Source organism: Rhodoglobus sp. G.S.23, assembly GCF_056675935.1.
On the sequence record NZ_CM155237.1, the window covers coordinates 97,551 to 122,457 of the forward strand.

The following is a 24,907-nucleotide window of genomic DNA, read 5'->3' on the forward strand; positions in this document are numbered from 1 at the left end:
AGCGCGGGCCATTCGTGTTTTCGCTAGCGGGGCGTAGCGGCTGTCGTTTTCGTTGACATTGCCGTCGCTGCCGTCGCCGGCGTCGTCTCTGACTTCTGTGCCGGGCGGATGCCTCGAATGAGCAGGTATCCGACGGTCCACAGTTCGCCGACTGTCGCCGGGAGCACGAGCACATCGGCGATGACGGTCGGGAAAGTGTCGATTGCGGCGGCGAGCACGGTGCTGAGCACGTAGCCGATTCCGCCGACGATGAGGATGATGCCAAGGATGCGCGGCATCCGTTTCGTGGAGATCATGAACCAGCCCATCGGGATCAGCCACAGCCCGAAGAAGATGCCCCCGGCCGCCCAGAGCGAGTCGGAGAGTGAGTACAGCAGCGCGACGGTCCCGGCGGCGTCACCGGCGGGAGCGAGTCCCGGGGTGGTTGCGACGCTGACTGCGCTTGACAGCATCGCGGCGCTCACCAGAATCGCTGCGGCATTCATCATTCCGAAGGTGGCGACACCGTAGGCGGTAACTGGGTGCTCGTTTCGGAAGATGGCGTAGAAGCCGAGTGCTGCGAATGCCTGGGTGATGACGACGAGCAGTTCGAGGCCGACGCTGAGGTGGGCGAGCGCGCTGTTCTCTAGAATGTTCGCGACCGTTGCGGAGGGGTCATCCGCGGTCTGTAATTGTGGTCGAATCACCAGATAGCCGAGCAGTCCGGTGAGGGCAAGGCCGAAGTAGGCGGCGCCCGTGAGTCTGGCGGTGCGGGTGAGTGAGAGCATTTCTTCCTCCGAGATCGATGTAAAAAATTATTGACACTTGAAGGTAAAGCCCGCATACTCGTAATGTCAAGAATTATTTACACCGAAGGTTGGCATGGTCTACGAAGAGCGAAACAAATGGTCGGGACTCGTCGTCGCGCTCATCACCACGATCGGCTACGTGATCACAGTCCTTCAGACTGCGAACGGTGGGCCCCTCGCTGACGTGGAGTGGTGGCCCATCATGGCGTGGACCATCGGCATCAGCATCGTTGCCACGATCGTCATTAGTGTGCTGTGGGGCATCATTGCTGGAATGTTTGACCCAGACGGCGTAGGAAAATCTGACCAACGCGACCGCGACATTTCGCGCATGGGTGATCGCGTCGGCCAGTCCTTCATGGTGATCGGCGGACTCGGGGTTATCGTCCTGTGCGCCTTCCAAGCAGACACTTTCTGGATCGCGAATACGATGTTCCTCGGCTTCGCGCTGTCCGCCATTGTCGGCGGCATTGCCTCAGTGATTGCCTACCGCCGCGGACTCGCCTGATGGTCAAACCGACCAAAGTCACCAACAACATCCGGGCTCTTCGTGAAGCAAAAGGGCTGACGCAGGCCGAACTCGCCCGCCGCATCGGGGTGACGCGTCAGACGCTCATCGCGATCGAGCAGGGCAAGTATTCGCCAACGCTCGAACTGGCATTTCAGATTTCGCGCATCTTTGACTCCGGGCTCGACGATGTATTTCATTACCCGGCAGACGCCGAATAGCGAGGGTCGCCGCCAGCGAGCTGCGGTGCCGCGAGGCGCTGAGCTGCGTCTTCAGTACTCTTCGCAGATCACCACGGGGATGTCGCGCGTCGTCTTGGTCTGATACTCCGCATACCGCGAATTCGCTGCCACAATCTGCGGCCACAGTTCTGCCTTTTCGGCGGGGCTGGCGGTATGGGTGTGCACATTCACTGTGCGTCCACGAACGGTGATTGCGGCATCCGGAGTCGCCTGCAGATTGCGGTACCAGAGCGGGTCACGATCGTCGCCGCCCTTTGACGCCACGATGATCCAGCGTCCGTCGCCATGCACGGGAGCTGTGAGCATGGTCGACCGTTGCGCGCCCGATACCCGCCCCGTGGTGTGCAATTCAAGTGCGGGCATGCTGCCGAGGGTCCAGCCGAGGCGACCACCAGAGATCGCGAGTGCCGCACGGTGCACACCGTTCATGAGCTTCATGAGGACATCGCTGGATCGTTGGCTTCGCATTGACCCATTGTCTCGCACTGACCCAGTTGTTCTGCAGTCTGCTCGGTGACGAAGCATTTCGCTACAGTCACAGTCATGAATGCTCTTCGAGTTCGGATGCGCGCCCGTGACATTGAGGAACAACACCGTGCCTCAACACCGCTAGAACTGCTGTTCGACCTCACCTTCGTGGTCTCGATCGCGTCACTCGTGAAACAGCTGACGCACGCGATCGAGGTGGGCCATGCGGGGGAGGCGATCGTGCCGTTCCTCATGGTGTTCTTTGCCATCTGGTGGGCCTGGAATCAGTTCACGTGGTTGGCGTCGGCCTATGACACCGATGACACCCTGTATCGACTCTTCACGATGGTGCAGATGGGTGGGGTGCTTGTGCTCGCCGCCGGGGTGCCGAGTGCGTTCGAGGATGGCAACTTCACTGCGATCACTATTGGTTACCTGGTGATGCGCCTAGGACTGCTCGGAACGTTGCTGCGTGCGATTAAGGACGACCCGGAGACTCGAGCAACGGCTGCACGCTACGCCACCGGCATTGCCGTTCTCCAGATTGGATGGCTGTTTCGGCTTTTATTGCCAGACGAGTTTGCTGTTGCGAGTTTTGTCATTCTCGCGATTGGTGAACTGTGCGTCTCTCCGTGGGCTGATCGGGCTTCACAGTTGTCGTGGCATCCACACCATGTTGCGGAACGCTATGGCCTGTTCACGATCATCCTGCTCGGTGAAAGTGTTTTGGCCGTGACGGTTGCTGTGCAGGAGTCGCTGAAGAGTGCACTCTCCCCGGAGTTGTTGACAGCCGCGATCGCCGGGCTCGTGTTGCTCTTCACCCTCTGGTGGCTCTATTTCTCGGAACCCGCAGCAGAAGGCCTCGTGAGTCGTCGAGAACGATCCCACCTGTGGAGCTATGGCCACTACTTTCTCTATGCGGCACTGGCAGCGGTAGGCGCAGGACTCGAGGTTGCCGTTCGCAGCATCAACGGAAAAGTGGAGTCGAGCGGGCTCGTGGTGGGATTCTCACTGGCAATTCCTGGTGCTGTAATCATCCTTCTGTTGTGGCTCGTTCATGCACCCATGGTGGAGCGCGTCTCCATTCCTCGGTCGGCATCGGTCGGTGCGATCGCGGTCATCTTGGTGCTGCCTTTCTCGGCGCCAGTGCTCGGCACCATCGGTGTAGTTGTCGCGGTTACCGGCGTTGCCGTGCTTTTGCTTGTTGTGACCCTTTTCGTCGAGGGACAGCGGATGACCAGCACCCCTCAGTGAAGTCTTTGCATGATCGCAACCGCCGCGGAAGTCCGCAAACCTGCCGAGCCGCCCCGTTAGAATAGGGGTGGGTAATGTGTGGGTTGTTGCCTTCTCTTTCCGCCCGGTTGCTCCGCCGCCGGAGCCGTTCTGAATGACCGATAAATGCCGTGGAGGCCCGATGCTCGCTCTCCTCGCAGCTTTCGGTGCCGGGGCGGTTCTCATGCCGACGCTCACGCGCTGGCTCGGTCGCCAGGTGTTTTTCGTTGCAGCGCTCGTGCCGCTCGCCGCTTTCGTCGCAGCGCTCGTAGACGGGCCGCGCGTTGTTGCCGGCGCAACTATCGCGCAGAACGTTGACTGGATCCCCGAACTTGGTCTCTCAATCTCGATGCGCATGGATACGCTCTCGTGGCTGCTCACCCTCGTCGTAACCGGAGTTGGCGCCCTCGTGCTCATCTACTGCGCACGGTACTTCGCAAACGACGAAGTCGCTCTCGGCCGATTTGCGGGACTACTGCTCGCGTTCGCCGGGGCGATGTATGGACTGGTGCTCGCCGACGACGTGTACCTCCTCTTCGTCTTTTGGGAGGCGACGAGCGTGCTCTCCTACCTTCTGATCGGCCACTACACCGGCAATAGGGCCAGTAGAGGGGCGGCCCTCCAAGCCCTGCTGGTCACCACCCTCGGTGGGCTCGTAATGCTCGTGGGTCTCGTGCTGCTCTCGGTGGAGACGGGCACATCTAGCCTTTCCGGGATCATCGCTGAGAGCCCGTCCGGCACCATCGCCACTGTCGCGATCATGCTTGTGCTCGTGGGCGCAGCATCCAAATCGGCCATCGTGCCGTTCCAGTTCTGGCTGCCAGCAGCGATGGCGGCACCGACCCCAGTGAGCGCCTACCTGCACGCTGCGGCCATGGTCAAGGCCGGTATCTATCTGGTAGCGCGGTTCGCCCCAGGATTTGCAGATACACCCGGATGGCGCGAAGTCGTCGTCATACTCGGCCTCACGACAATGCTGCTTGGCGGGTGGAATGCACTCAAGCAGAACGACCTCAAACTCGTCCTCGCCTGGAGCACCGTTAGCCAGCTTGGCTTCCTTTTCGTCATCGTTGGATACGGAACACAGGATGCCGCTCTCGCTGGTATCGCCCTGCTCCTCGCCCATGCTCTCTACAAATCCACCCTGTTTCTCGCCATTGGGATCATCGACCACCGCACCGGAACCCGCGACCTGCGCAAGCTCTCTGGCCTCGGCCGGCGCGCCCCCGTTCTTGCTGTCATAAGTGCGCTCGCGCTCGCCTCAATGGTCGGGCTTCCACCAACGATCGGTTACGTCGCGAAAGAGGCAGCATTCACTGCTCTCCTCACCGATGCCGAGAGCGGTGACGCCCTCGGGTGGGTCGCGCTCGTTGGAGTGGTGCTCGCATCGGCGCTAACGGTGGCGTATTGCGCTCGTTTTATGTGGGGTGCCTTCGCCACCAAACCGGGTGTCGAACGAATCGGACCGGTCCAGGAGCGTCCGCTGTTCTGGGGTGCGCCCGTCATACTCGCCCTGACGGGGCTCGTGCTTGGGCTCGCGGCACCCCTCGTCGACCACTTCGTCGCGGGCTATCCGGCGCTCTTCGAAACGTACCCAACAGCGGGAGGTGCCGAGACATACCATCTCGCTCTGTGGCACGGTTTTGAGCCAGCTTTGGCCTTCTCGGCTTTCACGCTAGTGGCAGGTGCAGCGCTGTTTTTCGCCCGAATCCGGGTCGCTGGCCTGCAGAAGCGCATCGCGACCGGCTACTCGGCATCCGCTGGATACAACGCTGTCATGCGTGCGATCGATCGCACCGCGGCACGCACAACCGGGCTGACCCAGCGCGGCTCCCTCCCCTTTTACCTGGGCATCATCTTGGCCGTATTTGTCTTTGCCGTGGGCACTTCGCTCGCATTCAACCGCACCTGGACCGGGTCTCTCCGGCTCTGGGATTACCCCGTGCAGGCCATCATCGGCCTCATCATGGTGATTGCGGCGATTGCCGTGACGCGAGCGAAGAAACGGTTCCAGGCGGCGGTGCTTGTTGGCGTGACCGGTATGGGGATGGTGGCACTCTTCGCGCTGCAGGGCGCCCCCGACCTCGCTCTTACCCAGGTGCTCGTTGAAATAGTCACCCTCATCGCTTTCGTCCTCGTTTTGCGACGATTGCCGGCCAGGCTCGGCACCGCCCACGGTTCTGCGAAACGTGGTCTCCGGATAACTATCGGTGTTGCCGTTGGAATGATCATGGGCGTTGTTGCTTTCGTCGCCACCGGGGTCAGAACTCAACTCCCCATCTCGCTCGAGTGGCCAGCTCTCGCCTTCAACGAAGGCCACGGACGCAATGTGGTCAACGTCGCACTCGTCGATATCCGGGGGTGGGACACGATGGGAGAGCTCTCAGTCATCATCGCCGCCGCGACGGGGGTGGCAAGCCTCGTATTCATCAGTGGCCGAGGCGTCGACAATCTTCCGAAAGTTGGGCGGCGGGAAGCTCAACTGACCGGACGCGCCACACTGCGAAACGCCAGCGATCCCAGCAATGACGATCGTGGCTCGTGGTTGCTCGCCGGTGGGGCGCTCGCTGCTCTCAACCGTTCCATTCTCCTCGAGGTGGTCGTGCGGCTGCTGTTCCACTCCATAATCGTGCTCTCGATCTACCTGCTTCTTTCCGGCCACAACGCGCCAGGAGGAGGCTTCGCCGGGGGAATCGTCGCCGGCATGGCACTGGTGGCTCGATTCCTCGCAGGGGGTAGATACGAACTCGGTGCTGCCGCACCCTTGGACGCTGGCAAAGTTCTCGGTGCTGGCCTCGTCCTCGCCGTCGGAACGGCGATCGCACCACTGCTATTTGGTCGTGACGCGCTCTCCTCGACCCTGTTCGAAGGTGAATTCGGCATCTTTGGTCATGTCGAGTTCGTGACATCCACCATCTTCGATATCGGTGTGTATCTTGTCGTCATTGGACTCGTGCTCGATGTGCTGCGCAGCCTCGGGGCAGAGGTTGACCGGCAATATGAGGAAGACAATGTCGGTACGACGGCGAAGCGCGACAGCGACTCAGAGGGGGTGCCGTCGTGACGATTGCACTCATCCCCATCATCGTCATGGCGGTGCTGTACGCGTGCGGGATCTCTCTCATGCTCGAGCGCAGCGTCACTAGGGTGCTGCTCGGGTTCCTGCTCGTCGGCAACGCCACCAACCTGCTTCTGCTCATCATGGCGGGCAAGGTGGGCGTCGCGCCGATCGTCGGAGGCGGAATACCCGCCGAAGACATGACTGACCCTCTGCCTCAGGCCCTTATTCTCACGGCCATCGTCATTACCTTCGGGGTGTCGGCGTTCTTGCTTGCGCTCATCTACCGGGCCTGGCGACTCGCGCAGGGTGACACCCTCCAAGACGACGAGGAAGATATCGCGCTCCGCACGAGCCTCGGCGTTCCGGGAGAGAACCCTGCAGACGTAACCTCAGGCAGTGATGCTGACGACGATGGCGCAGAGATGCGCGATATTGAAGAAGCGGATGCGCAGGCAGCGGCCGTTGAGATAGAACAGTTGACAATAACGACAGATCGGGGTGACTCATGAACGCCCTCGTTCCTCTCGTCGTCTTGATCCCGCTCGTGAGTGCTGCGCTGACTCTCATCCTCGGCAAACGACCCAAGGCACAGCGTGTCATCGCTATTGGCGCCCTCGTCGTTGTGCTCGCTATCGGCATCGTTCTCATTTCGGTGGTGGACGCTGAACGATCGCTCGCGATGGAGGTCGGCGGCTGGGCGAGCCCTTTCGGCATTGTGCTCGTCGTTGACCGCCTTTCGGCGCTGATGGTTGTCGTGTCCGCGATCGTGTTGCTCGCAGTGCTCGTCTTCTCCCTCGGGCAGGGTCTCGCTGACAGTGACAACGAAACCCCCGTGTCGATCTACTATCCGACCTACCTGATTCTTGCGGCCGGCGTTTTCAATGCCTTCATCGCCGGGGACCTTTTCAATCTGTACGTCGGCTTCGAGATTCTCCTAGTCGCCAGCTATGTGCTGATCACTCTCGGGGGAACGCAGGAACGCATCCGAGCAGGAACCACCTACGTAGTGGTCAGCCTTGTATCGTCGTTCTTCTTCTTGGCCGCTATTGCGATGATTTACGGCGCGGTGGGCACCGTCAATATCGCGCAAATCTCACTACGGATGGAGCAGATTCCGCTCGATGTGCAGATTGTGCTGCATGTGATGCTTCTCATCGCTTTCGGTATCAAAGCGGCCATCTTCCCGCTGTCGTTCTGGCTTCCCGACTCCTACCCAACGGCTCCGGCACCGGTGACCGCTGTGTTCGCGGGCCTTCTCACGAAGGTGGGTGTCTACGCGATCATCCGCACCGAGACAATCATGTTCCCCGGCCCAGAACTCAACACAGCACTCATGGTGGTTGCGCTGCTCACGATGGTTGTTGGCGTGCTCGGAGCGGTCGCGCAGGCGGACATCAAACGACTGCTGTCGTTCACCCTCGTGAGCCACATCGGTTACATGATCCTCGGGATATCACTGGGGACCGCGGCCGGAACCGCTGCAGCGATCTACTACATCGTGCACCACATCATCGTGCAGACGACCCTGTTCCTCGGTGCTGGACTCATCGAACGCATCGGAGGCACGACATCCATTACGAAGTTGGGTGGTCTACTGAAGGCCGCGCCGCTGGTGGCCGTGATGTTCCTTGTTCCCGCACTCAATCTCGGGGGCATCCCACCCTTCTCCGGATTTATTGGCAAGCTCGGACTCTTCGAGGCGACGGCACAGCAGGGCACGCCTCTCGGTTATGTGCTCATCGCGGCCGGGGCCCTCGTCTCGCTCCTCACTCTTTATGCCCTCGCGCGGGTGTGGAATATGGCTTTCTGGAGGCCGGTGAAAGACGTTCAGGGGTACGAATCGCCGCTGCTCGATAACGTCTCCGAAGCGCCGGGTTCAACGAAGGTACGCGCTGCCCGGCGAGCGCCAACACTGATGGTGGTGGCGACCGGCATTATGGTGCTGGTCAGCCTTGCCCTCACCGTTTTCGCGGGGCCGCTCTATAGCTTCAGCGACCGTGCTGGCCAGAACCTGCAAGGGCCGCGCACGTATATTGGCATTGTTTTCCCGGGCGGTGACAATGAGTGATTCTGCACCCGAGACGAGCGATCCGCTGACGAAACGGCAGCTTCGCTGGCGACTCTGGCAACAGCTGCCGCTGATCCTCGTGCTCGTTGCCCTGTGGATGCTGCTCTGGGGGACCGTCAGCGTGCTCAGCGTGACGAGCGGGGTCGTGATCGCACTCGTTGTGACGACCGTGCTCTACTTGCCGCCCGTGCAGCTCTCCGGTCGCTTCAACCCGTTCTGGTTCGCCGTTTACCTGGTTCGCTTTCTGGGCGAACTCGTTGTCGGTTCGGTCAACGTTGCGTTGCGGGCGTTCTCCCCGAGCGGGGTTACGGGCAACTCGGTCATTGCGGTGCAACTGGTGACGCGCTCCGACATCATCATGACCCTCACCGCGATCTCGGTCACGCTTATTCCCGGCTCCTTAGTCCTTGAGGTGGATCGTCAACAATCCGTGTTGTACCTGCACGCTCTCAACATCACGGATGAGGTGGCAGTGAACGCACTGCGACGTTCCGTCCATTCATTCGAGCGCTCCCTCGTGCGAGCGCTCGGATCCCCGGAGGACGTCTCCAATTGCAGAACGGTCGCCGCCCTCGACGAGCGCGCACGACACTCGAGCCCGCCGAGCGACCGAGCGGGAGGTTCGCGATGATTCCCATATTTCAGGGGGTGGCCGTAGCGCTGTTCGCCGTTGGCGCGCTGCTAGCCCTGTACCGCGTGCTTCGGGGGCCCACAATTCTCGACCGGATGATTGCATCCGACGTTCTGCTAACGACACTCATGCTGGCGGTGGGAGCCGACATGGTGATCAACGGCCATACGCGCACCATTCCGGTCGTGCTCGCCCTCGCGGCGACCGCGATTTTTGCGACGATCGCCGTCTCCCGCTACGTTTCGAAGCAAGACGCCAGCGATTCGTCTGCCCGGATTGCGGCAAACGCGATCGGCACCTCCACGGCTTCGGCTGCGCACGGGGAGGGCTCCGATGACGACTGATACCGTCCCCGACCTGATCGCGGCAATTTTGCTCCTGTTTGGTGGCATCCTCACCCTCGCCGCTGGTGTCGGACTCGTACGTTTCCCTGATGCTCCGAGCAGGTTGCACGCCTCAACCAAGCCCCAAGTGCTCGGCCTCGTTCTGGTGGTTATCGCACTCGCGTTGTCGGCACGCAGTTGGTCAGTTCTCTTGATGCTGATCCCCGTTATCGTGTTCCAACTGATCACTGTGCCGATCTCGGCCCATATTGTCGCGCGGGCCGCGTACCGTATGGGTAACTTCAGGAAGGACCTGATGTACAAGGATGAGCTCGCCGCCGCGATTGAGCAGGCGAACGACGAGGAGTCATCCGGTCAGGAAGCACCGACACCACCCCCATCGGGTGCAGCTCGCGATCGTTGAGCACAACAATCCTCTGATTGGTGATCTCACCCTGACTGAGGTGGTGACGCGAGTTTTGCCGGTGCGTTTGGCGGCGGCTTAGGCAAACTGGTTGCACCGGGGCTTCGATGGGTATGGAATGTTCACGCGTGAACTCCCTCAACGAAAGCAGGCCAATCATGTTCTCTCCGACACGCGCGCTATCTGGTTTTAGTGTGGATGATCTTGATGCAGCGAAGACTTTTTACGGTGAGACTCTGGGCTTGACCGTGGTCGATGGCGAGATGGGAACACTGCTGATCACGGTGCCTGGCGGTGCACAGTTGATCGTCTATCCCAAGACGGATCATCAGCCCGCTAGCTATACGATGCTCAATTTTGTGGTTGATGATGTTGAGGCTGCCGTCGACCAGTTGAACAAACTCGGGGTCCGCACGAAGATCTATGACGACTCTGGGCACGAAGGCGATCTGAACACTGACGAGAACGGGATCATGCGCGGGCACGGGCCAGAGATCGCCTGGTTCATGGATCCGGCGGGAAACGTGCTGTCTGTGATGGCGCCTTAGCTTTCGCGTGAGCGAATTCACGTCAGAGTTGTGGGGCGAGACGGCAATCGTCTCGCCCCACACTGCCTTCGCGCGCCGTCGGGTTACTCGGCGAGTAGCGTCCAGTTGCCGTCAGCTTGCACGCTGATCACGGAGGGGCCTGAGCTCAGCGGCACGGTTCCGCTGTAGGCTCCGATTTCGTTGACGAGGAGTCCTACCGAGAAGGTTTCGCCGGTCTCTTCGAGCACGACGAAGTTGCTTGAGCCGTCGTGAGTTGCGGTGAGTTTTCCGGCCAGGCCGTCGAACAGATACACGCCGTCGCCAGTTCCCGATGCCGCGAGGGCGGGAGCAGTGGAGATGGGTGTGATGGTGATGGTCCAGTTTCCGTCGGCTTTGACTTCGAGGGTGGTGGCGTCGGTGAAGGAGTTGAAGCCGTACACGCTGATGCCGCTGTAGGGGCCGATGGTGTTGACGAGCAGGTCGCCGGTGGACCCGTTGCTGGCGTCTAATCCGTTGATAACGAAGTTCGATCCACCGTCGTGAGTTGCGGTGACGATTCCTGCTTTCGCGCCTTCAGGCAGCGTGATGAGGTTGTCGCCGGTGCCTGATTGGGTGACGGCGTCGAAGCTGCCGAAGCTGTCATCCGCCCAGCTCTGCACTGTGTTGGTTTCTTCCGCGGGTGCTTCGGTGACGGGTTCGGTGTCAGAGTCGGTTGATTCTCCGGTGCTCGTGCTGGGGGCATCCGCTGACTGGTTGACTGCGTTGCCACCGTTGACGCCGCCGGTGATGATGGAGAGCAGAATCACGATTCCGGTGATGACCCAGGCGATCTTTTTGTGCTGGTCGTAACCGGCGAGGGGTAGCCCCTGCTTGTCTTTTTGTGCGCCGGTGAGCACGAGGATGAGGTCGATGAGGAACCAGATTCCGAAACCGCCGAAGGTGATGAGTTTCAGGATGCCGGTGCCGACTTTGCCGAGGTAGAACCGGTCGACTCCGAAGATGCCGAGCAGCAGTGAGAGCAACCACGTTGTGAGAAATGACTTGGAGGACTCTGGTGTCGTAGGAACGGCAGGGATTGGTGGGGGGAGTTCGGAAGAGTGCTGCTGCGTGTCTGTGGACATGATGCTCCTTGATTGGTGATTGGTGATTGGTGGGTGTGAGTTAGTCGCGTGCGACATCGATGATGATGTCGAGGCCGTTGTCGGGGTGGTAGCCCCAGGAGGCGCTGAAGCCGTTCCAGTCGGCAGACTGTCGGCCGTCTAGTGACCGTGTGTTGCTGATGAGGCTGAGAGCGCTGTCGGGAATCTTGAGCTGGTCGAGTACGCAGAAGACGTCGTCGAACTCTGCTCCGGATGATTCTTCGCCGAGACTCTGCATTGAGAGGCTCTGCCCGCCGTCGCCAATCTGAATCCACTGGTTCGTTTCAACACCGCAGGTTTCGACTGCGGTCGTGATGGGGCTGGGTTGTGCGGCGGAGATGACACCGCCGGCCAGGTTTCCCATTGTGGGGATTACGGCGAGGCCAAGAACAAGTCCGAGCGTGAGCCCGATTCCGACTCCTACCACCCCGAACGCAAACGCGATTGGATTAAGTAGGGAGGAGGCCGGAGGTGCCGCGGGTTCGTTTGTCGGGGTTGCGGGTTCTGTCGGCGCCGGGGTGTCTGATTCTGGTGTGGTCATGTTCTCTTCCCTCTCTTCGGCGTCGCTTACTGAAACCGCGGCAGTTCGAGTAGGTTGTTGGTTTCTCTGCCGTCTGCCTCTGTGGTGATGTATTTGAGGTAGTTCGCGCCAGCGCGAGTGACGACCCTGGCACCGGCTCCGGTGACGTTGTTGTAGGTGTAGATGTCTCCGCCGCCATCGATGACGCTGACGATGGCGCCTCGGCTCACAGTCGTGAGTGGGCCCGTTTTGGTGCCTGAGTATTTGACGTCGATGATGTGTTGGTTTGTGGTGCCCGGCGCCTGAACGCGAACTTGGCGGATGTACAGCATGGGGTGCTCCTTTGTTCAGTTGTCAGGGCCTCCTGCCGTGACGTAGTGAAGCGTGGAGCACTAGGGCCCGTATATCTCGAAAAGTGCTGATAATGAGCCTTATCAGACAACGCATACAAATGACACAAGGTCGAGCTAAGCTCATCGTGTGGCACAGCCGTGCACGTGAGCCGAAGAGGGAGTCATGAACGCAACTGCACCGAAGCTATTCATCTCGCTTTCCGGTATTGCGCGTTTGGCGCAGGTTCAGCGCCCGGTGGTGTCGATGTGGCGCACCCGTGCTGCGGCATCCGAGTCGCCTTTCCCTGCTCCTGTTGCTCAGGATCGCGGTAGCGAGGTGTTTGATGCGCGGCAGGTGGCGGAATGGTTGGTGGCGACAGGTCGGGGCAACAATCCTGATGTGGTGGCTGACGCATCCGCGTATGCCCGGTTTGACGCCACGAGTCGTGGTGATGAGGGTGCGTTTAATGCGCTGACCTCGTTGGTTGCTTTGCGCGCCGCCATGGATCAGCCGATTGGTGAGCTAGACCGTGAACGTTTGCTTGATCGCGCTGATGAGATTGATCCTGACGACGTGAGTATCCAGGGCGAGATCGATGGTCTCGGTGACGAGCTGGTCCCGATGGCTCGCTTTGTCGATGTTTTGGTGGATGGTGCGTATGGCCCAGCGGCAGCGTTCGAGTCTCTTCTGGGTGAACGCTTCCGGGATGGCCGTCGGGTTCTTATGCGCACGGCTCTCGAACCGCAGGCAACAGCCCTGGTCAGCGAACTCGCGGTGGAATTATCTAGGAGCAACCCTGATGCCGATTCGCAGCGCCCAGAGTTTATTGACCCGACGGGGGCGTGTGGGGATCTGTTGATTGCGGTGTTGAAGTCGGTCCCTGAGAATGTTGATGCCGAGGTGATGACGGCGAACACTAACGGTTCTGGCGCGCGGTTGTTGCGTCGCCGGCTCATCGCGCATCAGTTGCCGCATACCTCTTTGGCGGTCTCGGCGACTGGTGAGTTCGCTGCAGTCGGTGCACCGGTGCATGTGGCGCAGTTCCCTACTCCTGAGTTGTCGGTGATGTCGGCGGTGCAGATCCTGTCTGAGATTGACAACACTGTTCTTCAGATGGATGACGCCCAGCGAGCGGTTGTGCTTGCGCCGGCAACCGTGCTTACTGATGGTCGGCTGGCGACCGAAGCGGATGCGATCCGTTCGCAAATTTTGCGTTCCGGCAAGCTCCGGGCGGTGGTTCGTTTGCCGCGCGGACTGGTGACGAGCAATCCACGTCAGGCACTGGCGCTCTGGGTGTTTGGTCCGGCACATGCGTCGGTGGCACGCGCCGATCGGTGGACTCTAGTTGCTGATTTGGGTGATGAGCGGTTGTCGGCTGCGACACGAACTGACTTGGTAGGCGATTTGACTGCAGCAATGGGCGATAAAGCGTCGGTCCGCGCTCACGCGTTCCGTTTCGCTCGCCCTGTTTCGACGGGTGCTCTTTTGGCGCGCTCGGGTTCGTTGGTCGCGTCGACGAAGCCGGTGGTGACGGTGCCGCGCATCATGGCAGTGCAACAGCGACAGCGGGCGGGGAAGGCTTTCCCGGCACGCTTGGATGCGATCATTGCGGCTCTTGGCGACGACACTCCCGAAGTGGTGCGCCATGTAACTACTACTGGTTCGCCACTCTCTTTGCCTTCAGCAACGTTGGGTGCGCTTGCGGCTTCGCGCCATATCCGTTGCCTTTCTGGTGCTCGCCTAGGTTCGACGGATCTTGTTGAAGAAGCCGGGTATGTCGTGGTCGGCGTCGAGGAGTTGGTCGGCACTGTTGAGGTCGGCGCTCGCAGGATCGACCGGCTGCTGCTGTCGGCGGAGTACCCGGCGGCGCGACTGACGGAGCCTGGCGATGTGGTGTTCTGCACGAGCCCGCATCCGAGGGCGTTCGTCGATTCTGTGGGTTTCTCGGTCGTGAAGTATCCGGCCCGGATTTTGCGCATTAACCCGTCAGACCCTGCGGGTCTTGTGCCTGAGTTGCTCGCCTCGGACATAGCCCAGCAGTCGTCACGTGAGTGGAAGCGTTGGCTTGTGCGCCGCGTAGTTCCCACTGAGCGCGACGGCTTGGCGCAAGCGTTAACGAGCGTCGCGGCCGAGCGCGCCATGTTAGCCGAGCGGATGCGCTCACTCTCCGAACTCGAAGATGTTCTTGTCGGCGGCGTTGTTGCCGGCACTCTGACCACCCAGAACAACCCCACAACTACCGGCAGTGATGCCGCCATAATTGCCCTACCGGAAGGAACCAACTGATGCCCCCTCGCACCAAAACGAAGTCGGATGCTGCGCCGTCGACCATGAAGGAACTGAAAGATACCCTGTGGAAGGCCGCCGATAAGCTGCGCGGTTCGATGGATGCCTCGCAATATAAGGACATCATCCTGGGGCTCGTTTTTCTGAAGTATGTGTCGGATGCGTTCGAGGAGCGTCGCGCTCAGATTGCTACCGAGCTTGAGGCTGATGGCCTCGGCGAAGACCAGATCGCGCAGCTCATCGATGATGTGGATGAGTACACGGGTCATGGGGTTTTCTGGGTTCCGGCGAATGCACGTTGGGGTTTCCTGTCGGAAAACGCGAAGGGCATTGCAGCGTCGACGGCTGAGCCGACGAAGTCGATTGGTCTGCTGATTGATGAGGCGATGGATGCGATCATGGCGTCGAATCCGGCGCTCGCGGCAACACTCCCGCGTCTCTATAACAAGGACAACATCGACCAGCGCCGTTTGGGCGAACTGGTTGACCTGTTCAACTCGGCGCGTTTCACCGGTCAGGGGTCGACGCGGGCTCGTGACCTGTTGGGTGAGGTGTATGAGTACTTCTTGGAGAAGTTTGCGGCTGCTGAGGGTAAGCGTGGTGGCGAGTTCTATACGCCGGCTGGTGTGGTGCGGGTGTTGGTAGAGATTTTGGAGCCGACGCATGGCCGGGTGTATGACCCGTGTTGTGGTTCGGGGGGCATGTTTGTGCAGGCGGAAAAGTTTTTGGAGTCGCACAACAAAGAGGGAAGCGACATCTCCGTTTATGGCCAGGAGCTGAACGAGCGCACTTGGCGTTTGGCGAAGATGAACCTCGCCATTCACGGCCTGAATGGCAATCTGGCGAGTCGGTGGGGTGACACGTTTGCGCGTGATCAGCATCCGGACATGCAGGCAGATTTCGTGATGGCGAACCCGCCGTTCAACATCAAGGATTGGGCGCGCAGCGAGAGCGATCCGCGCTGGCGCTACGGCGTTCCGCCGGCAGGTAACGCGAACTATGCGTGGATTCAGCACATCATCTCGAAGCTCGCCCCCGGCGGTAGCGCGGGTGTCGTGATGGCGAACGGTTCGATGTCGTCGAACTCGGGCGGCGAGGGCGACATTCGTGCGCAACTCGTTGAGGCCGATCTGGTGTCGTGCATGGTTGTGCTGCCCACGCAGTTGTTCCGCAGCACGGGCATTCCGGTGTGTACGTGGTTCTTCGCGAAAGACAAGACTGCAGGCACAGGCGGAAGCATTGATCGCGCGGGTCAGGTGTTGTTCATCGATGCCCGCAATCTGGGGCACATGATCGATCGAGTGGAGCGCGCGTTTAGCGAAGATGACATCGACAAAATTGCGAACACATTCCGTGCGTGGCGCGGTACGAAGTCGGCGATGGATGCGGGCCTTACTTACAATGACGAGGCCGGCTACAGCTACTCAGCGACACTTGCAGAAATTAAGGCCGCTGATTATGCGCTCACGCCCGGTCGGTTCGTAGGGGTCGCTGATGTTGAGACGGACGGCGAAGACATTGAATTAAAAATCCAACGGCTGGGCGCGGAATTGCGCTCCCAGTTCGAGGAATCCGATCATCTTTCGAGCATCGTGCTCGAGAGCCTGGGCCGAGTCCATGGTTAGGGCGGCGACTAAAACTGGCGGGAAAGCGGCAACTGGTGCCGTCATTCCTGGCCGACAAGCACTGAGCATCGGGAAGCCATCGTTGCCTGAACCGGATGGCTTTCAGTGGATGCTTCTTGGTGACCTTGCGCGATTGGAATCAGGCCACACGCCCAGCAGGAAGGTGCCTGAGTACTGGGGCGGGGGTGTTCCATGGATCGGTATTCGTGATGCGACTGGGGCGCACGGCAAAGCGATATCAAGTACTATTCAGCACATTTCGGAGGCCGGGCTGGAAAATTCTTCAGCGAGGCTTCTGCCAGCGGGCACGGTTTGCCTGTCTCGCACTGCATCTGTTGGCTATGTCATCGAAATGGGAACTCCGATGGCAACCAGCCAGGACTTTGTGAACTGGGTCTGTGGGCCCGAACTCTCGCCAGCGTACCTCCGGTACCTCCTCGTATCAGAGCAAGAGAGCGTCCGTAGGTTTGCATACGGGACTACTCATCAAACCGTCTATTTTCCGGAAGCCAAAGCGTTTCACGTTTTGGTTCCTTCCAGGGGGGAGCAGGACAACATCGTTGAAGTGTTAGGCGCACTAGACGACAAAATCGAGTCAAATGCCAGAGTCACAAAAACTATCGAGTCGCTAGCTCATGGGATTTACGCCTCGGGTCTAGCGCGGTACAAGATGGCACCGCTCTCAGAAGCCGCTGACTTCGTGAACGGTCGGGCGTTCACGAAGGGAGCTAGCGGGACTGGACGTGTTGTAGTGCGAATCGCTGAGCTCAATTCCGGCTTGGGTGGTTCGACTGTCTATAGCGATGCTGAAGTAGAAGATAAGCATCTCGCACACCCAGGTGACATTCTCTTTGCATGGTCAGGTTCGCTTACGCTCAGTCGCTGGTATCGGGATGCTGCAATCGTCAATCAACATATCTTCAAGGTGATTCCAAAGGCGGGTTATCCGAGCTGGCTCGTCTATGAACTAATTGCCGCCAAGCTTGCCGATTTCAAATCAATCGCAGCGGACAAGGCAACGACGATGGGTCACATACAGCGTCGTCACCTAGACGAAACAGTGGCGACTCCCGCACCGGACGAAGTATCGCAATTGGAGACTGCTATGGGTCCGCTCTGGCAACGTGGGTTAGCCGCAGAGAGAGAGTCGTTGACGCTCGCCGAGCTCCGCGACACCCTCCTCCCCGAACTCATGTCGGGCAGGCTCCGCGTGAAAGATGCCGAGAAGCAGATTGAAGAGGTCGTGTGATGGTCGGAATGTCAGAAGCAGACTGGGAACAACTCACCCTCGACACTCTCGGAGAGCTGGGGTGGCTCCCACTCGCGGGCGAGAAGATCGCTCCCGGCTCAGGTGAGCGCGACGGTTGGGATGAGCTCCTCATCCGCCCCCGCCTGCTCTCCGCATTGCAGAAGTTCAACCCCGACGTGCCCGCTCAATACCTGGCGCAAGCCGTCGCCGAGATTGCGGCCCCCAAGTCGAAAGATGCGATCGCCGAAAACCTTCGCATCCACCAATACCTCGTCGACGGGTTCCGCCTCAGCTACATCGACACCGACGGGGTCGAAGCGAACCCCACCATCAGCCTGCTCTCCGCCGACCCCGACCAAAACGACTGGCTCGCCGTCAACCAAGTCACCCTCATCCAAGGCGACTACAAACGACGCTTCGACCTCGTGCTCTACTGCAACGGCATGCCCGTCAGCATCATCGAACTCAAAAAAGCCGGCAGGAAAACTGCGGATGTCGCCTCCGCCCACGCCCAACTAAAGACCTACCTGCGCGAGTTTCCCCTCGCCTTCCGCTACTGCGTCTTCACCCTCGCCAGCGACGGGCTCGACGCCAAATACGGCACCCCCTTCACCCCCCTCAACCACTTCGCCCCCTGGAACGTGGATGACGACGGCAACCCCGTCGCCCCCAACCGCAGCGTTGACGGCGAAACCGTCACCGGCCTCGAAGACGCCATCGACGGCCTCTACAACCAAGACCGCTTCCTGCAACTCCTGCGCAACTACACCGCCTTCGACGAAAACGCCGACGGCCTCACCAAACGCATCGCCAAACCCCACCAATACTTTGCTGTCGACAAAGCCATCCGCAGCACAGTCCTAGCCGTCGAATCCAACGGAAAAGCCGGCGTCGTCTGGCACACCCAAGGCTCCGGAAAATCCATGGAAATGGAGCTCTACGCCGACCTCGTCACCCGGCACCCCAAACTCAAAAACCCCACCATCGTCGTCATCACCGACCGCACCGAACTCGACGGCCAACTCTTCCAAACCTTCAACCAGAGCATGCTGCTCGCCGAAAAACCCCAACAAATCAAATCCCGCACCGGGCTGCGCGACGAAATAGGCAACCGCACCACCGGCGGTATCTACTTCACCACCCTCCAAAAATTCGGACGCACCGACGCCGAACGAGCCACCGGCACCGACCACCCCCTCCTCTCCGACCGCCGCAACGTCATCGTCATCGTCGACGAAGCCCACCGCAGCCACTACGACGACCTCGACGGCTACGCCCGCCACCTGCGCGACGCCCTCCCCAACGCCACCCTCATTGCCTTCACCGGCACCCCCATCTCCTTCCACGACCGCAACACCCGCGACGTTTTCGGCGACTACATCGACATCTACGACCTCACCCGCGCCATCGACGACAACGCCACCGTTCCCGTCTACTACGAACCCCGCATCATCACCGTCAGCCTCGCCAACACCATCACCCAAGAACAACTGGATGCCGCCGCCGACGACGCCACCACCAGCCTCGACGACACCGAACGGGCCCGCATCGAAGCATCCGTCGCCGTCGTCAACGCCATCTACGGAGCGCCCGAACGCCTCGAAGCCCTCGCCGCCGACATCACCAACCACTGGCAGGAACGCAGCACCCGCATGCGGCCCTACATCGAAGCCCCCGGCAAAGCCCTCATCGTCGGAGCCACCCGCGAAATTTGTGCCCGCCTCTACGACCAGATCATCGCCCTCAAGCCCGAGTGGCACACCGACGACCTCACCACCGGAAAAATCAAAGTCGTCTACTCCGGCACCCCCTCCGATCCCGTGCCGATTTTCAACCATGTGCGCCGCACCTCCCAAAACGACGCCATCAAAACACGCCTCAAAGACGTGGATGACGAACTCGAGATCGTCATCGTGCAAAACATGATGCTCACCGGCTTCGACGCGCCACCCCTCCACACCCTCTACCTCGATCGCCCCCTCAAAGGCGCGCTGCTCATGCAAACCCTCGCGCGCGTCAACCGCACCTTCCGCGGAAAACAAGACGGACTCCTCGTCGCCTACGCACCCCTCGACGACAACCTCAAAGACGCCCTCGCCGAATACACCACCACCGACCAAGAGAACAAACCAATCGGCCGCTCGGTCGACGAAGCCGTGGAGCTAGCCACCAAACTCGTCGACCAACTACGCGAACTGCTCGCCGGTTATGACTGGCGCGCGGTGCTCGACAAGCGTGGCCCCAAAGCGTTCATCAACGCCGCCAACGGTGCCGTCAACTACCTGCGGGGAGTGGCAACCCCCGGCAACGAACCCTCACTAGGCGACGACACTTTAGCCAGCCGCTACCGCAAACTATCCGGGCAGCTCGGACGTGCCTGGACCCTCGCCAGCGGCCGCACCACCCTCGCCGACCTGCACCCCGAAATTTCTTTCTACGAAGAAGTGCGGGTTGTCATGGCGAAATTTGATGCCATGGAACGCCAAGCCGACGGACGCCCCATCCCCGAAGACATCCAACGCCTCCTCGGACAACTCATAGCCGAAGCCACGGATGCCGGAGCCGTCTTCGACATCTACGACGCCGCCGGCATTCCCAAACCCTCACTCAGCGCCCTCACCCCCGAATTTGCGGAAGCGACCCTCAAAGCTCGCAACCCGCAGCTCGCCATCGAAGCGCTGCGCGTGATGCTCACCGAAGAATCAAACGCTGTCACCCGCAACAACATCGTTCGCCAGCGCGCCTTCTCAGAACGCATCACCGAACTGATGAACAAATACACCAACCAACAACTCACCTCCGCCGAGATCATTGCCGCGCTTCTCGGTGTGGCCGCCGAAGTAGCGGACGAAGGAAAACGCGGGGAAACATTCACCCCCGCGCTCTCCTCCGACGAGCTTGCCTTCTACGACGCTGTCGCCCAAAACGAATCCGCCGTTGACCTGCATGGAAAAGGCAAGCTCGCCGACATTGCCCGCGGCCTCGTTCAGGTGATGCGCCGCGACGTGCGAACCGACTGGACCGTGCGCGACGACGTGCGCGCCAAGCTGCGCTCCTCGATCAAACGGCTGCTCGTGCTCAACGGCTACCCGCCAGACAAGCAACCCGAAGCCATCAAGCTCGTCATGGAGCAGATGGAGTCAATGGCTCCTCGGTATGCGGATGAGCGCGAGGCTGGACAGTGAGACAAATGAGCATCACGAGGCCCAATATTTGTCTCGGTGCTTTTCGTCGCACCCCGTCCCGACTGGCCCGGAGGGGCTAACCATGAAGTTGTTCCTGAGGATTCTTGGTGGAGTGTTCATCCTGATCGGCCTTGGCACTCTTTCGAACAACATTTGGGGCGACGGGCCAGGGGGCGCGCTGTCGGTTGCCGAAGATATAGCTAGTGTGCTTGATTCGCTTCTTGCGTTTGGGGCTTCATATGCCTTTTTCGCGTTGGCTTCCAAGAGGGAGGCGCGCGAACAAGCCGATGCTGCGCGTGAGGCAGCTTCTAAACACGTCGAGTCGTTGATGCAGCGCGCTGCATCTTCGACTCCGCGAGATGCTCGCGATGTTTCGCTGTCACCGACCAGTTGGGTACAAAAATCTACGGAAGTTCCGACAGCAGAAGGCTGGGGACCGGAGGCTCTTGCGTCCGCGAAGTCGAGGGTAGAGGTACATGGCTATCTGGAGGAATTCGCTGTGAACCCCGGAGTCAGGGTCCTATGGGATGGAGTCGAAGTCGGAAACGTGAGTCGACTCGAAACTCTAGATTTTCCGATCCACGCTGACGGGGAGTTGAGCTTCCGCACCCCTACACGCACCCATTCGCGTCAGGTGAAGGCGGGGCAGGTGACGAAGATAAGGCTTGCGTGGGACTCCGAGACCGGCGCGCTCAGGAGCTATTTGTTGGGCTCGATTTGGCAGGGCCGCGGAACAGACCGGTAGGCATGCTTGTCGCGACGAAGGCGAGGCGTTGGTCGCAGGAAAAGGTGTGGGGCCTCTCCTTCCGAACTACGCTCCTTGATCGAACTGCCTCTGTTCCTCAGCAGTCGCGAGCTGTTCCCTAAGCCCTCGGACGCGCGCAATGGGCTGAACAACGCGGCGACAGGAGTCACACTGGCAGCTATGCAGAACCGTGCCGAAGCAACAGTTGCGCTGGACTCCGCCCACGATCGATCACTCCAACAATTATGTGTATGGTCTTGCTATACGTATAGCGTCGCTGTACGGTTGAAGCTGTGATCAAGTCGTTTCGCCACAAAGGTCTCGAAGCGTTCTTCGCGACAGGAAAGAAGTCGGGGATACGGCCAGATCACGCGAACAAACTTCAGAGACAGCTCGCAGTGCTCGATAATGCTCAGTCGGTCGACGACATCCCCGCGGTGTGGAAACCGCACTCGCTCAGCGGCTCAACAGCTAGGGGACGCGATGTCGCCGGTCACTATGCAATTTGGGTGAGCGGTAACTGGAGGATGGTTTTCAGATTTGAAGGTACCGACGTTTATCTTCTGGACTACCTCGATTATCACTAGAACGGAGCAGCAACGATGAGCATGCACAACCCACCCCACCCCGGCATGTTGCTGGAGGACTACCTCGGCGACGTCAGCCTCGCTGAAGCTGCCCGCCGACTCGGCGTCACGCGGGCGACCCTGTCGCGCATTCGTAATGGTCATGCGTCCGTGACCGCGGATATGGCGGTGCGCCTCGGAATTCTGCTCGGCACCAGCGCTGAGCTGTGGCTCGGCATGCAGACCGCGTACGACCTGTGGGTTGAGCGCCAGAAGCCTCTCCCCGAAATCTTGTCGCTAGCGAGCTAGGCATAGCGCCGAGCGCGATAGGAGAAAACCCATGACGCCCACTAAACAGTCCTACGTAGCAACCGCTCGCTAGGACGGCGATTGGTGGCTCATTGAGGCGCCTGAACTCGACACCGTCGGCCAAGCGCGGAGCGTCACAGAGTGCACAACGGTAGCCCGCCAAATTATCGGTCTCTGGCTCGATGTTGACCCAGAGGCTATCGATGTCACGGTGGCAGTCGAAAAATAGGTGCCCGACGACATTCCGCAGGCCATCGACCGCTCGGACGACGGCTTGCCTGCAGGAGGGAAGCCCCAAAGCGACGTTGCGCCTTGGGGGTTATTGAGCCCAAGTTCACACCAGCGTATTATGGCTAGGAAAGCTAGCCATAATGGTGGAGGTGTCAATTGAGACTTGTGAACATCCTTGAAGCGCGCAATACGCTGTCCCGGCTGGTGGCGGCGGTGAGCGATGGTGACGAAGTGGTTATTGCCAAGCGCGGCAAGCCGGTCGCGCGGCTGGTACCTGCCGTCGAGATCGTCTCCGAGCACACTGCGGCGCAAGCTGCAGAATGGCTTACCCGTAACCCAGTTCCTAGCCACCCGGCGCGCGCCGCAGATGAACTTGACCGCCAGATTGCAGCCGAGCGTGAGGGCTGGGAGTGATCTACCTCGACTCCTGCATTGTGATTTACGCTGTGGAAGATGACGGGCCGCGTGGCAACGCAGTGCGTCAGAGACTTACTGACGCTGCCGATGCAGTTGTCGCAGTGAGCCCCCTTGTCACTCTCGAATGTCTCGTCGGACCACTTCGCGACGAAAACTTCGGTCTCCACGACCACTACCTCCGAGCGCTCAGCAACTTCAAACCGCTTCCGCTGGAGGCCGAGCACTACATGAGAGCGGCTGAGCTTCGAGCCCGCTATGGTCTTAAAACGCCAGATGCGCTTCACCTCGCCGCCGCCCAAATGCATGGGTGTGACGAGTTGTGGACTAACGACGATCGCCTTGCCCCGGCGGCGAAAAACTTGGCGATGAATGTCACTTCGCCTTCCGTGAATTCGTAAACCACTGTGATGCTCCGGTTCGCGCGGTAGCGTGAACCCATGACGGTACTCACCCCAGCACTGCTCAACCGCATCCGCTCCCGCGCCGAACGCTACGACCACGAGAACATCTTCTTCACCGAAGACCTGCAAGAGCTGCGTGCCGTCGGCTACCTGAAGCCGCGCAGTCTGCGTGAGCTCTCGGATGACCAGCGCCTGCTTGCCGCCTACGCTCCCGCTACGGCGCTCGCCATCAACATGCACCTCGTCTGGATCGGCGTCGCCTGGGCGCTGCGCGAACGCGGCGACTCCAGCCTCGACTGGCTGTTGGCGGATGCCGAAGCCGGTGAAATCTTCGCCTTCGGCCTGAGCGAACCCGGCAACGATCTCGTCATGTGGGACTCGCTCACCACCGCCGAAACCGTCGAAGGCGGTTACGCATTTACGGGCACCAAAATCTTCACGTCGCTATCGCCGGCGTGGACCCAGCTCGGCCTCTTCGGCAAGCACACCGCCGACGATGGAACCGAAACTCTCGTGCACGGTTTCATCGAACGCTCGGCACCCGGTTGGCGCTCCCTCGAGGACTGGGACACCCTCGGCATGCGCGCCACCCAAAGCCACACGACGGTGTTGGATGGCGCCTTCGTTCCCGCGAACCGGGTCGCCCGGGTGCTGCCCGTCGGCCCCAACGCCGATCCCTTCATCTTCGCGGTCTTCGCCAACTTTTTGCCGCTCATCGCCTCCGTGTACGCGGGGCTTGCTGACCGCGCGCTCGAGCTCGGTGTCGAAGCACTCCAGCAGCGCAGCTCGGCCATCACCGGTGCCGCGTACTCCGAGCATCCGGATCTGCGCTGGCGGATGGCGGATGCCGCCCTCGCGCTCGATGCGATCGAACCCCAACTGCACGGCATTGTCGATGACGTTGATGCGCTCGTGGATCACGGGGCTGGGTGGTTCCGCAAACTGGCCGGTGTGAAGCACCGCAGCATCGAAACCGCACGCCACGTTGTCGACCAGGTCATGCGCTCGGCCGGGGGAGGAGCCTTCCGCAGCACAAGCGAACTCTCGCGCTTGCAACGCGATGTGCTCGCCGGGATCTACCACCCCTCGAACCCGGAGTCGGTGCATAAGACCGTCGCGAGCGACCTGTTCGGGAGTTAGGTGGGCAGGGCTCAGGGGATGTAGTTGTCCGGAGCGAAGCCGGCGGTGACAATGAGAAGCGGACCCTGAGTTTCGGAACTTAGCTCGATGGTGAGCGGATTCCAGAACGAGCCCGAGATGTATTCTCGCGGCGATGTCCCCAGCTCGTTTGAGAGCTCGCCCGGGGTCATGCCCTCGGGCGGACGCACCGAGACCAGAGACCAGCAGCCGCCCGAGGCGCACTTTTCGTCGACCGCAACAATCTCGCTTCCCTGAGGGAGGGGAATTGAGGAGGTCGGAGGAACCTCCCACTCCGAAACGGCAACGGTCAAATAGGTGAGACGCAGCAAATACACGATCACGAATGCGGTGATGACCACGCTTGCGCCGACCCACACCCATTGTTTGCGAGTTATGCTCATGCGATCTGACGGTACCAGAACAACTGACGCATCGTCGCAGCTAGCTCA

At 60.4% G+C, this 24,907-nt stretch carries 26 protein-coding genes and 1 pseudogene; 21 read left to right on the plus strand and 6 right to left on the minus strand.

Annotated elements, in window-relative coordinates:
* Positions 1–23: 23 nt before the first annotated feature.
* Positions 24–767, minus strand: a complete 744-nt coding sequence (locus AC1ENN_RS00520; protein WP_480406364.1) for a DUF4386 domain-containing protein — start codon at positions 765–767, stop codon at positions 24–26.
* Positions 768–861: 94 nt separating this feature from the next.
* Between AC1ENN_RS00520 and AC1ENN_RS00525 the strand changes: the two genes are divergently transcribed.
* Positions 862–1,296, plus strand: a complete 435-nt coding sequence (locus AC1ENN_RS00525; RefSeq protein ID WP_480406365.1) for a hypothetical protein — start codon at positions 862–864, stop codon at positions 1,294–1,296.
* Positions 1,296–1,517 (plus strand): helix-turn-helix transcriptional regulator, encoded by a 222-nt coding sequence (locus AC1ENN_RS00530; RefSeq protein ID WP_480406366.1) that lies wholly within the window; start codon positions 1,296–1,298, stop codon positions 1,515–1,517. Before AC1ENN_RS00525 ends, AC1ENN_RS00530 begins: the two co-directional genes overlap by 1 nt.
* Before the next feature lie 51 nt (positions 1,518–1,568).
* On the opposite strand, the gene AC1ENN_RS00535 is transcribed toward AC1ENN_RS00530, so the two are convergent.
* Positions 1,569–2,006, minus strand: coding sequence for a nitroreductase/quinone reductase family protein (locus AC1ENN_RS00535; RefSeq protein WP_449648016.1), 438 nt, complete (start codon positions 2,004–2,006; stop codon positions 1,569–1,571).
* A gap of 75 nt (positions 2,007–2,081) precedes the next feature.
* On the opposite strand from AC1ENN_RS00535, the gene AC1ENN_RS00540 reads away from it, so the two are divergent.
* The 8 genes from AC1ENN_RS00540 to AC1ENN_RS00575 all read left to right on the plus strand — a co-directional run bounded on the left by AC1ENN_RS00540 (position 2,082) and on the right by AC1ENN_RS00575 (position 10,333).
* Positions 2,082–3,260 (plus strand): low temperature requirement protein A, encoded by a 1,179-nt coding sequence (locus AC1ENN_RS00540; protein ID WP_480406367.1) that lies wholly within the window; start codon positions 2,082–2,084, stop codon positions 3,258–3,260.
* 160 nt (positions 3,261–3,420) lie between these two features.
* Entirely contained in the window at positions 3,421–6,342 is a 2,922-nt protein-coding gene (locus AC1ENN_RS00545) for a Na+/H+ antiporter subunit A (RefSeq protein WP_480406961.1), read from the plus strand.
* Positions 6,339–6,848, plus strand: coding sequence for a Na(+)/H(+) antiporter subunit C (locus tag AC1ENN_RS00550; RefSeq protein ID WP_480406368.1), 510 nt, complete (start codon positions 6,339–6,341; stop codon positions 6,846–6,848). The genes AC1ENN_RS00545 and AC1ENN_RS00550 overlap by 4 nt, the downstream gene beginning before the upstream one ends.
* Positions 6,845–8,407 carry a Na+/H+ antiporter subunit D gene (locus tag AC1ENN_RS00555; protein ID WP_449648020.1) on the plus strand — a complete coding sequence of 521 codons (1,563 nt, stop codon included), beginning with the start codon at positions 6,845–6,847 and terminating at the stop codon, positions 8,405–8,407. The genes AC1ENN_RS00550 and AC1ENN_RS00555 overlap by 4 nt, the downstream gene beginning before the upstream one ends.
* Positions 8,400–9,038, plus strand: a complete 639-nt coding sequence (locus tag AC1ENN_RS00560; protein ID WP_480406369.1) for a Na+/H+ antiporter subunit E — start codon at positions 8,400–8,402, stop codon at positions 9,036–9,038. Before AC1ENN_RS00555 ends, AC1ENN_RS00560 begins: the two co-directional genes overlap by 8 nt.
* A complete protein-coding gene (locus AC1ENN_RS00565) occupies positions 9,035–9,382 on the plus strand; it encodes an MrpF/PhaF family protein (RefSeq protein WP_480406370.1) in 348 nt (115 codons plus the stop codon). Before AC1ENN_RS00560 ends, AC1ENN_RS00565 begins: the two co-directional genes overlap by 4 nt.
* Positions 9,372–9,785 (plus strand): monovalent cation/H(+) antiporter subunit G, encoded by a 414-nt coding sequence (gene mnhG, locus AC1ENN_RS00570; protein ID WP_480391567.1) that lies wholly within the window; start codon positions 9,372–9,374, stop codon positions 9,783–9,785. The genes AC1ENN_RS00565 and mnhG overlap by 11 nt, the downstream gene beginning before the upstream one ends.
* Positions 9,786–9,943: 158 nt before the next feature.
* A complete protein-coding gene (locus AC1ENN_RS00575; protein ID WP_480391568.1) occupies positions 9,944–10,333 on the plus strand; it encodes a VOC family protein in 390 nt (129 codons plus the stop codon).
* An 83-nt stretch (positions 10,334–10,416) separates the two neighbouring features.
* On the opposite strand, the gene AC1ENN_RS00580 is transcribed toward AC1ENN_RS00575, so the two are convergent.
* From AC1ENN_RS00580 to AC1ENN_RS00590, 3 genes are read right to left on the minus strand one after another with little or no spacing between them, the layout of a single operon-like run.
* Positions 10,417–11,433: a TM2 domain-containing protein gene (locus tag AC1ENN_RS00580; RefSeq protein WP_480406371.1), complete on the minus strand. Its 1,017-nt coding sequence runs from the start codon at positions 11,431–11,433 to the stop codon at positions 10,417–10,419.
* 40 nt (positions 11,434–11,473) lie between these two features.
* Positions 11,474–11,992 carry a hypothetical protein gene (locus tag AC1ENN_RS00585; RefSeq protein ID WP_480406372.1) on the minus strand — a complete coding sequence of 173 codons (519 nt, stop codon included), beginning with the start codon at positions 11,990–11,992 and terminating at the stop codon, positions 11,474–11,476.
* Between the two features lie 26 nt (positions 11,993–12,018).
* Complete coding sequence (locus AC1ENN_RS00590) at positions 12,019–12,303, minus strand: DUF3892 domain-containing protein (RefSeq protein ID WP_480391571.1); 285 nt, start codon at positions 12,301–12,303, stop codon at positions 12,019–12,021.
* Between the two features lie 184 nt (positions 12,304–12,487).
* Between AC1ENN_RS00590 and AC1ENN_RS00595 the strand changes: the two genes are divergently transcribed.
* From AC1ENN_RS00595 to AC1ENN_RS00645, 11 genes and pseudogenes are all read left to right on the plus strand, one after another.
* A complete protein-coding gene (locus tag AC1ENN_RS00595; RefSeq protein ID WP_480406373.1) occupies positions 12,488–14,590 on the plus strand; it encodes a hypothetical protein in 2,103 nt (700 codons plus the stop codon).
* On the plus strand, positions 14,590–16,215 hold the full coding sequence (locus AC1ENN_RS00600) for a class I SAM-dependent DNA methyltransferase (protein WP_480406374.1): 1,626 nt from the start codon (positions 14,590–14,592) through the stop codon (positions 16,213–16,215). The genes AC1ENN_RS00595 and AC1ENN_RS00600 overlap by 1 nt, the downstream gene beginning before the upstream one ends.
* A pseudogene (locus tag AC1ENN_RS00605) lies at positions 16,208–16,828 on the plus strand (restriction endonuclease subunit S); the annotation flags it as partial. The gene AC1ENN_RS00600 and the pseudogene AC1ENN_RS00605, both read left to right, overlap by 8 nt.
* Before the next feature lie 57 nt (positions 16,829–16,885).
* Complete coding sequence (locus AC1ENN_RS00610; protein WP_480406971.1) at positions 16,886–17,464, plus strand: restriction endonuclease subunit S domain-containing protein; 579 nt, start codon at positions 16,886–16,888, stop codon at positions 17,462–17,464.
* Complete coding sequence (locus tag AC1ENN_RS00615) at positions 17,464–20,649, plus strand: type I restriction endonuclease subunit R (protein ID WP_480406375.1); 3,186 nt, start codon at positions 17,464–17,466, stop codon at positions 20,647–20,649. The genes AC1ENN_RS00610 and AC1ENN_RS00615 overlap by 1 nt, the downstream gene beginning before the upstream one ends.
* Positions 20,650–20,731: 82 nt before the next feature.
* Positions 20,732–21,394: a hypothetical protein gene (locus tag AC1ENN_RS00620; RefSeq protein WP_480406376.1), complete on the plus strand. Its 663-nt coding sequence runs from the start codon at positions 20,732–20,734 to the stop codon at positions 21,392–21,394.
* A gap of 293 nt (positions 21,395–21,687) precedes the next feature.
* Positions 21,688–21,981 carry a type II toxin-antitoxin system RelE/ParE family toxin gene (locus tag AC1ENN_RS00625; RefSeq protein WP_480406377.1) on the plus strand — a complete coding sequence of 98 codons (294 nt, stop codon included), beginning with the start codon at positions 21,688–21,690 and terminating at the stop codon, positions 21,979–21,981.
* Positions 21,982–21,996: 15 nt separating this feature from the next.
* Complete coding sequence (locus AC1ENN_RS00630) at positions 21,997–22,269, plus strand: HigA family addiction module antitoxin (RefSeq protein ID WP_449648027.1); 273 nt, start codon at positions 21,997–21,999, stop codon at positions 22,267–22,269.
* A gap of 396 nt (positions 22,270–22,665) precedes the next feature.
* On the plus strand, positions 22,666–22,914 hold the full coding sequence (locus tag AC1ENN_RS00635; RefSeq protein ID WP_449648215.1) for a type II toxin-antitoxin system Phd/YefM family antitoxin: 249 nt from the start codon (positions 22,666–22,668) through the stop codon (positions 22,912–22,914).
* Complete coding sequence (locus AC1ENN_RS00640; protein ID WP_449648029.1) at positions 22,911–23,315, plus strand: type II toxin-antitoxin system VapC family toxin; 405 nt, start codon at positions 22,911–22,913, stop codon at positions 23,313–23,315. Before AC1ENN_RS00635 ends, AC1ENN_RS00640 begins: the two co-directional genes overlap by 4 nt.
* 39 nt (positions 23,316–23,354) lie before the next feature.
* Positions 23,355–24,458: an acyl-CoA dehydrogenase family protein gene (locus AC1ENN_RS00645; protein WP_449648030.1), complete on the plus strand. Its 1,104-nt coding sequence runs from the start codon at positions 23,355–23,357 to the stop codon at positions 24,456–24,458.
* Positions 24,459–24,469: 11 nt separating this feature from the next.
* Here AC1ENN_RS00645 and AC1ENN_RS00650 read toward each other — a convergent pair whose 3' ends face one another.
* Positions 24,470–24,859 carry a hypothetical protein gene (locus AC1ENN_RS00650; RefSeq protein WP_449648031.1) on the minus strand — a complete coding sequence of 130 codons (390 nt, stop codon included), beginning with the start codon at positions 24,857–24,859 and terminating at the stop codon, positions 24,470–24,472.
* Positions 24,860–24,907 lie beyond the last annotated feature (48 nt).